The 7,017-nt window shown below is 43.0% G+C and carries 6 protein-coding genes; 1 reads left to right on the plus strand and 5 read right to left on the minus strand.

The features are described 5' to 3' along the window. Positions 1–77: 77 nt before the first annotated feature. A complete protein-coding gene (locus QXD64_08840; protein ID MEM3397413.1) occupies positions 78–2,024 on the minus strand; it encodes an aldehyde ferredoxin oxidoreductase family protein in 1,947 nt (648 codons plus the stop codon). A gap of 5 nt (positions 2,025–2,029) precedes the next feature. Then, positions 2,030–2,410, minus strand: coding sequence for a 4Fe-4S dicluster domain-containing protein (locus tag QXD64_08845; protein ID MEM3397414.1), 381 nt, complete (start codon positions 2,408–2,410; stop codon positions 2,030–2,032). 107 nt (positions 2,411–2,517) lie between these two features. Here QXD64_08845 and QXD64_08850 point away from each other — a divergent pair, with 107 nt between their 5' ends. Beyond that, positions 2,518–4,017 (plus strand): hypothetical protein, encoded by a 1,500-nt coding sequence (locus QXD64_08850; GenBank protein MEM3397415.1) that lies wholly within the window; start codon positions 2,518–2,520, stop codon positions 4,015–4,017. Here the strand turns inward: QXD64_08850 and QXD64_08855 are convergent. From QXD64_08855 to thsB, 3 genes are read right to left on the minus strand one after another with little or no spacing between them, the layout of a single operon-like run. Next, entirely contained in the window at positions 3,994–4,566 is a 573-nt protein-coding gene (locus QXD64_08855) for a nucleotide exchange factor GrpE (GenBank protein ID MEM3397416.1), read from the minus strand. The two genes, QXD64_08850 and QXD64_08855, sit on opposite strands and share 24 nt — an antisense overlap. A gap of 15 nt (positions 4,567–4,581) precedes the next feature. Further along, positions 4,582–5,145, minus strand: a complete 564-nt coding sequence (hsp20, locus tag QXD64_08860) for an archaeal heat shock protein Hsp20 (GenBank protein ID MEM3397417.1) — start codon at positions 5,143–5,145, stop codon at positions 4,582–4,584. A 42-nt stretch (positions 5,146–5,187) separates the two neighbouring features. After that, positions 5,188–6,834: a thermosome subunit beta gene (gene thsB / locus QXD64_08865; GenBank protein MEM3397418.1), complete on the minus strand. Its 1,647-nt coding sequence runs from the start codon at positions 6,832–6,834 to the stop codon at positions 5,188–5,190. Between the last annotated feature and the right edge of the window lie 183 nt (positions 6,835–7,017).

The raw sequence follows: 7,017 nt of genomic DNA on the forward strand, positions 1-7,017 counted from the left end.
CTTAGAAAAGAGAGGGTGTCCCATCTTGCTCCAAATGGGACACACTGCGAATGCTTCCTTTCTACCCAAGGAGGTTTTTATATGCCTCTCCCAAATAAAGATTTGTAATGGCTATTCTTTATGACCCTCTTACTTCTTACATCTTTCTCCACCATTTCCCATTCCTTTTCTAACCCCAACTCCTGAATTTTCCGCACACTTGGATAACCGTTTTCATCCCATTCTCTTAGACCATAGTAATCCTTCAGCATTTCATCAATTTCAACAATCTGGTCCTTTGCGGCACCATCAGGCATTGGCTCTTTAGTGAATCTTTCCGGTAACCTATCGTCCTTTGCAGAAAAACCTTCTCTAATGTTGAAGAGGCGATTTAGATTGACAATTCGTTCACCTATTATTTCCAGTTCCTTTCTATCAAATTCCATGCCCGTGGTGATTCTTAAACCAAGAATTACTTCTGGGTAATAAAGTGCAGGCGGCACCATCGTCCCGTATTTGCATGCTCCCAAAGATTCAACGAGTGTTGAAAAATTCTCATTAACAAAGACCATGTAACCCTTGTACTTCGGATTGAGCCGGTCCGCAATTTCAGGTAAAAACTGGTCTCCATAGACCTCTTTGATTTTCTCCACAAATCCAGCTTCGTCAAGGACAGGAAAAGCGTACAGATGGTCAGCACCCCTTGGCGAAACAGTCATGGCTAATCCCATTGATTTTTGAGCCCTGCCATCTTGACCTGCAATCTCCATCTTTTTCACATGCATTACATACTTCTCTGTGCCTCGCCCGATCTTCTGGGCGGCCCTATAACTTCCTTCAGCAAGAAGATTGCCAAAGCCCTTCTTGTAGGCAATCAACTCAAGCAAGTTACAGATTGCTTCAGAGTTTCCCCATTTGAGATCTATGCCTTGCGTATCATTTTTATCAATCAATCCCAGTTCATAGCATTCCATTGCCCAGGAAATTGTTGCACCTGCAGAAATAGTATCCATACCCAGGTCATTGCACAGATAATTTGCATAAAGCACTGCTTCAAGATTTGAGTTTCCACAGCGAGAACCAAGGGAGGACAGGGTCTCGTACTCCGGGCCACCAGAAATGCATTTGTATTTTCCACTTTCAACTTTGCAATACCTTGCACATCTCTGCGTGCAAGCAAAGTCAGCTCTTGGCTTTATTAGATATCTGGCATTGATTGCGTCTCCGTTTATCTTGTAGGCTTCAGGATAGTAACCAGTTCTGCAATTATATGTTGGGAATCTTCCAATTTCATTCATCAGGTCAACCAGAGCAGTTGTGCCATACTTTATTCTTCCAGGTGTGAGAGGGTCTTTAGCCATTTTATCATGCAGCTTTCTGATTCCATCCAAATAGTTTTCTTTGTCGTAGATTTCCACCGGCTTGGTTCCGTAAACCGCTATTGCCTTCAGCTTCTTCGCCCCCATCACAGCTCCGACGCCACATCTAGCAGCAGCCCTATCTAAATCGTTCATTATTGCTGCAAACCGCACAAGATTTTCCCCAGCTGGACCGATGGAGGCAACGCTGAACTCCTTACCTTCATCCCTTTTAATTGACTCTTCTGTTTCTTCTACCGTTTTACCCCATATGTGTGAAGCATTTTTTATTTCTACTTCACCATCGTTTATGACTATATAAACAGGTTTTTTTGCAGCCCCTGTTATAATTATCCCGTCAAACCCTGCGAATTTGAGATACGGTCCCCAGAAACCTGCAGAATGTGCCTCACCCCAACCATCTGTGAGTGGAGATTTACATGCAACAGTATATCTTGAACCTTGGGGCCAGAGTGTGCCAGTGAATGGACCAGTTGCAAACATCAGCACATTCTTAGGGGAGAGCGGCTCTAAACCCTTCTTGAGCATGTGGAAAAGGTAGTAGGAGCAGAAACCAGCACCACCTATGTATCTTCGAATAATCTCAGGAGGAATTCTGCGACGCTGCACTTTCTTTGTTGACAAGTTGATAACCAGCAATGTATTTGCATAACCTGGTATTCTCATGTTATTCACCTCATCTTCAGCACTTTAGGTGGACAAAATTCTACACACTTTCCACAAAAATCACATTTTATCGCTTTCTCTTTTACTGGATGCATTTTTATTGCCCCGAACGGGCAAGCGGAAATGCAGGCACCACAACCCTTACACTTCTTTTCGTTAATGTAAACCTTTCCCTCAATGAATTCAATTGCACCATGCTTACATGCGGTCATACACTTTGGATTTTTGCAGTTCCTGCAAGCATTTATGTAGTCCTTCCCGCTCTTTTCCCTTATTACATCGACCCTTGCAGCTGCAAGCCAGATTTTTCCTTCCTTGTTGAATGAACACACGAGCTGACAGATTCTACAGCCCGTACATGTCATAGGGTCCACATAAAGCGGCATTTTCCACCTCGAAGATATATCTCAACATTGCCCATAAATGTTTTGGTAGTGTTCAATGAAATGGCACCATAGAAAAGCCAAAATAGTGGATAGGCGTACATGTTCTCATGCTTGAGGACTTATTTGAGCGAGAGTATGGTAAGGAAGTAATGCTTGCCATTCTGGAGTGTAATGCTCAGGCCATAAAGAAAACCGAGGACTGGAAAAAAAGGATGAGCACAACTTATGGAAAAAATCGCACAATTGCATCTGCGCGTCTTGGCTTCAATTCGAATGAAGTAAGGGAGTTACTTACTAGAAACGGAATCTTTGTGAACCCTGAACCATTCATAAACCAGCTATTAAAGAGAGGTGTGCTGAAGAAACTAGGGGATGGTACTTTCTACATCGTAGAGCCGAGTATTGTGGAGGCAGAAATACAGAGATACCAGAAATTAGAGTTTGAGCAACTTCAGAATGTGAACCCTACTGCAAGAGAGGAACTTATGGAAATTGAAAGAATGGACGGAGAGTTTGAAAAATATTTGCATGACCTTGTTCTAGAAAGATTGGAAGATGTTGTGAAATTCGGTAAGAATTTCAACACTGATGGACTTGCGGAGTATCTTCGTAATCTCTTTGGCAACCTCATCTACTTTGATACCATGCTTAGTATAGTGCACCAGTATGCATTGGCAGATGTTGAAATTCTCTCTCCGAACGATAAGGTTACTGGGCACACAGGTTTTAGCATCTCATTTTTTGGTCCACCGGGTACTGGGAAAACTTTTACGATTGATGACATGATAAGAGGTAATCAGAGAATGGGCGTCCCCCCACATGGGCTACCAGGAAAAAACAGATATTGTGGTGGCATGACGCCAGCACAGTTCATAAGAATAGGCGAGGCCTATGCTGGAAGAAAATTTAACTTTATTGTGCCCGAGTTCAACGACTGGTTCAAATACAAGGGGATGGTAGAGCCATTGAAGCTTGTCATGGAGCAAAGGGAGGTAAAATACGAGTCCACAATAGGTACAATCGGACCCTATAGATTTTCCTCATTTTTTGCAGTTAACTACAATACGAGAAGTGAGGGCCTGGGCTATGAAGTGACCATCTCAGACCCAAATTTTGCTGCAATTGAAGATAGGATGCTCTGTCGTCTCCATCAGATGAGCAAGGAACGTTTTCTCGAAATTGAAAATAGCAATGCACGACTTGAACTTGGTGAGCTGGATTTTTCTCTCGCTGAGAAAATCAGGGACCATCTCACACTTGTTTATGCTATCCAAACGAAGCATCCACTCGTTGCTACCAAATTCCAATATAAGCCAATAAAACTTAATAGAAAGATCTACGAAGTATTCAAAAATGTAAACTCCGCAATTTTAGAACACATTGAAAGCATTAATTTCTCGCCACGGCTTCAGTCCCGTGCAATAAAGCTTGCATGTGCAATGAGCATGCTTGAATATTTCAACAACGAGAAGCCAGAAATTGAGGTCCCAGAAAGAAATCTGAAGCATGCAGTGAAATTCTATCTCGAAGAGGTGAGCACTAGACAGCGACAGCGGTTTGATCCAAACATTGTTATGGAGACCTTAAGAAGTAGTGTTGGGTTCTGATTTTTGGCTTTCAAATTTTTTCCCAACAATTATTCTTGCAGGCCGCAGCACTACTCCTTCCAATATGTAACCCTTTCTCACAATTTCCAAGACTTTATTGTCTGCATCTGCAGCGACCACTGCTTCAATCTCATGCATATTTGGGTCAAATTTTTCACATTCAATCTCTCTGAGCCCCATCTTCCAAAGTGTGTCAAGAAAATTTTTCTTTAGAGCAAGTAATCCTTCAGAGAGCACCTTTGCATCCATACCACCCAAGTTTTTCTCCATCGCCTCAAAATCGTCAAGCAGAGAAAGTAAAGCCCTCATAAAATCTATAAGCACTAGCTTTCGGAGTTCAGAATTCTCCTTTTCCTTCCGTTTTCTGAAATTTTCAAAATCGGCTTGGAGATAAAGCATCTGGCTCTTCAGGGTCTTAATTTCCTCCTCTTTCATTTCAAGCAATTTCTTCAATTCCTCCTCTTGTTTCTCCTTTAACTCTGTATTTACGGAGTTCCCTTTCTCATCCATTTTGTTCTCTAGCTTCAACTCAGTGTTTTCGTCAGTCATGGTCTTGCTCCTTTTTCACTGAACCTTGATTTTGAAGCCCTCGTCCTCCTTTTTCTTCTTTGTGAATGTGATGTCTAGAACCCCATTTTTAAAAGAGGCCTTTGCAGATTTTTCATCAACATCGTGTGGGAGTTCAATTTCCTTTGAATATTTTCTGTTAGACGAATCTACTCTTACAATGAGTACTCGATCTGCCACTGTAAGGTCAATGTCCTCCTTTTCAACACCAGGTACTTCTAGTGTGACAGAAAAACTATCGTGAGTCTCAACAATGTCTGTTAAGGGTTCGCGAGGTGCACTTTCAATGGCTTTGATTTCGTCTCCCTCAAATTTCTGCGGTAGATTCCCAAATTTCTGGATGATCGGTTTTCCATCAGGGCCTACTTTCAGGGAAAATCCATAGATGATTGGACGGTTTGTAAATTCATCTAGATCAATTTTATCCATTTTTTCAAAAAAATTTTCTAGAAGATCGCGAATTCTCTCGAATTCTCTGTTAAAGGCCTCGTCGAAAATGTCTGACTCCCAATGCATGTTATGCTCTTCATCATCTTCGTGCTCTTTCTTCCTCTTTGACAAGTGCACACCCCCAGAATTAAAAAAAAGAATAAAATAGTTTTTTTAGTCCTCAAACTCGGAGCCACCGCCAGGTCCTTCTGGACCTCCCTTCGGTCCCTTGCCTGTCTCTGAGGGCTTACCTGCAATTACATCGTCGATTCTGAGAATCATCACTGCCGCTTCAGTGGCGGACTGAATTGCTTGCCTACCCACTCTAAGTGGCTCGAGCACTTTCTCCTTTCGCATGTCCCCAACTTTACCAGTTAGTACATTCACACCATAGTGTATCTTCTTGTCTTTGTGGGCCTTCCTCAATTCAATAAGCACATCAATTGGATCCATGCCTGCGTTCTCTGCAAGGGTTCTTGGAATCACTTCTAGAGCACTTGCAAATGCCTCAATCGCTAGTTGCTCTCTGCCACCAACCGTAGCTGCATAATCTCTTAATCTAAGTGCGAGTTCAGTAGCTGCTGCCCCTGCACCAGTGATCATGTATCCGTCCTCAATGGCCACTGCAACAACACTTGTCGCATCCTCAAGTGAGCGCTCAATTTCATCTACTACATGCTCTGTGCCACCTCTGATGAGAATAGAGACCGCCTTTGCACCTGTGCATCCAGTAACAAAGGTCATCTTGTCATCGCCAATCTTTCTCTCTTCTACCAGTGCGGCCTTGCCGAGGTCCTCAGCAGTAAGCTCGCTGAGCTTTGTGATAATGTTAGCACCAGTTGCCTTAGAGAGCTTCTCCATATCCGACTTCTTTACTCTCCTTACCGCATAAATTCCAGCCTTCGCAAGGAAATGCTGAGCCAGATCATCAATTCCTTTCTGGCAGAAGACCACATTTGCACCACTCTTCTTAATGGTCTCTACCATGTTTTTCAGCATCTTTTCTTCCTCTGCCAGGAATGCTGTTAGCTGTGATGGGTCTGTGATTTCAATCTTTGCATCAATCTCTGTCTTCTTCACTTCAAGGGCTGAATCAATCAATGCAATTTTCGCATTCTCAACCTTTACTGGCATTCCAGCATGGACTCTCTCTTTGTCCACGATTATGCCCTCGATCACTTCTGTGTCGGTCACAGAACCACCGTGCTTCTTTGTAATCTGGATGTTATCTAAGTCCACACGATAGCCCCCATCGTATTTTTCAGCAACAGCTTTCACGGCCTTCACAGCAATCTCTGCAAGATAATCTCTCACAGCACTTACACTCTTGGAACCCATTGCTGTCATTGCAATCTCCTTCAGTTTTTCTGTGTCCTCAATTGAAACTTTCTCTGCGATCTTCTGGAGTTCCTCTATTGCCTTGCTGGAAGCCATCTTGTAACCGCCAGTAATCACTGTCGGATGTATATTCTGGTCAACAAGGTCGAGAGCTTTCTTTAAGAGCTCACCTGCAAGTACCACTGCAGTTGTTGTACCATCACCGCACTCTTCGTCCTGAGTTTTCGCTACCTCAACCAGCATCTTGGCTGCTGGATGCTCTACATCTACTTCTTTCAGAATTGTCACACCGTCATTTGTGATGACTACATCGCCCATGCTGTCAACCAGCATTTTGTCAAGGCCCCTTGGACCTAGTGTTGTCTTCACTGTATCTGCAAGTGCAGTCGCTGCCATGATGTTGTTTTCCAACGCACCCTTTCCTCTTTCCCTTTTTGTTCCTTCCTTCAATATCAGAACTGGTGTTCCACCTTGTCCTATCATATTTTACCACCTCAAAATAGGTATGAAAGTTCTTCTATATAAAACTAACGGTGATTTCAGTATCTCCGAACAAGTTGGAAAAGCCAGATACTCATTACTACCCTAAAAGCCATTAGAAAGGGAATTGATGTGGACATACTACAGGGAAATCTACTGATTTTTTCCCGGCCTACACCCCTATGG

It is taken from the genome of Thermoplasmata archaeon, from assembly GCA_038874435.1.
Lineage (GTDB): Archaea > Thermoplasmatota > Thermoplasmata > Lutacidiplasmatales > SKW197 > SKW197.

Coding starts and splice junctions, on each gene's coding strand:
- QXD64_08840 (MEM3397413.1), bottom strand. CDS start 2,024: ATGAGAATACCAGGTTATGCAAATACATTGCTGGTTATCAACTTGTCA.
- QXD64_08850 (MEM3397415.1), top strand. CDS start 2,518: ATGCTTGAGGACTTATTTGAGCGAGAGTATGGTAAGGAAGTAATGCTT.
- QXD64_08855 (MEM3397416.1), bottom strand. CDS start 4,566: ATGACTGACGAAAACACTGAGTTGAAGCTAGAGAACAAAATGGATGAG.
- thsB (MEM3397418.1), bottom strand. CDS start 6,834: ATGATAGGACAAGGTGGAACACCAGTTCTGATATTGAAGGAAGGAACA.
- QXD64_08845 (MEM3397414.1), bottom strand. CDS start 2,410: ATGCCGCTTTATGTGGACCCTATGACATGTACGGGCTGTAGAATCTGT.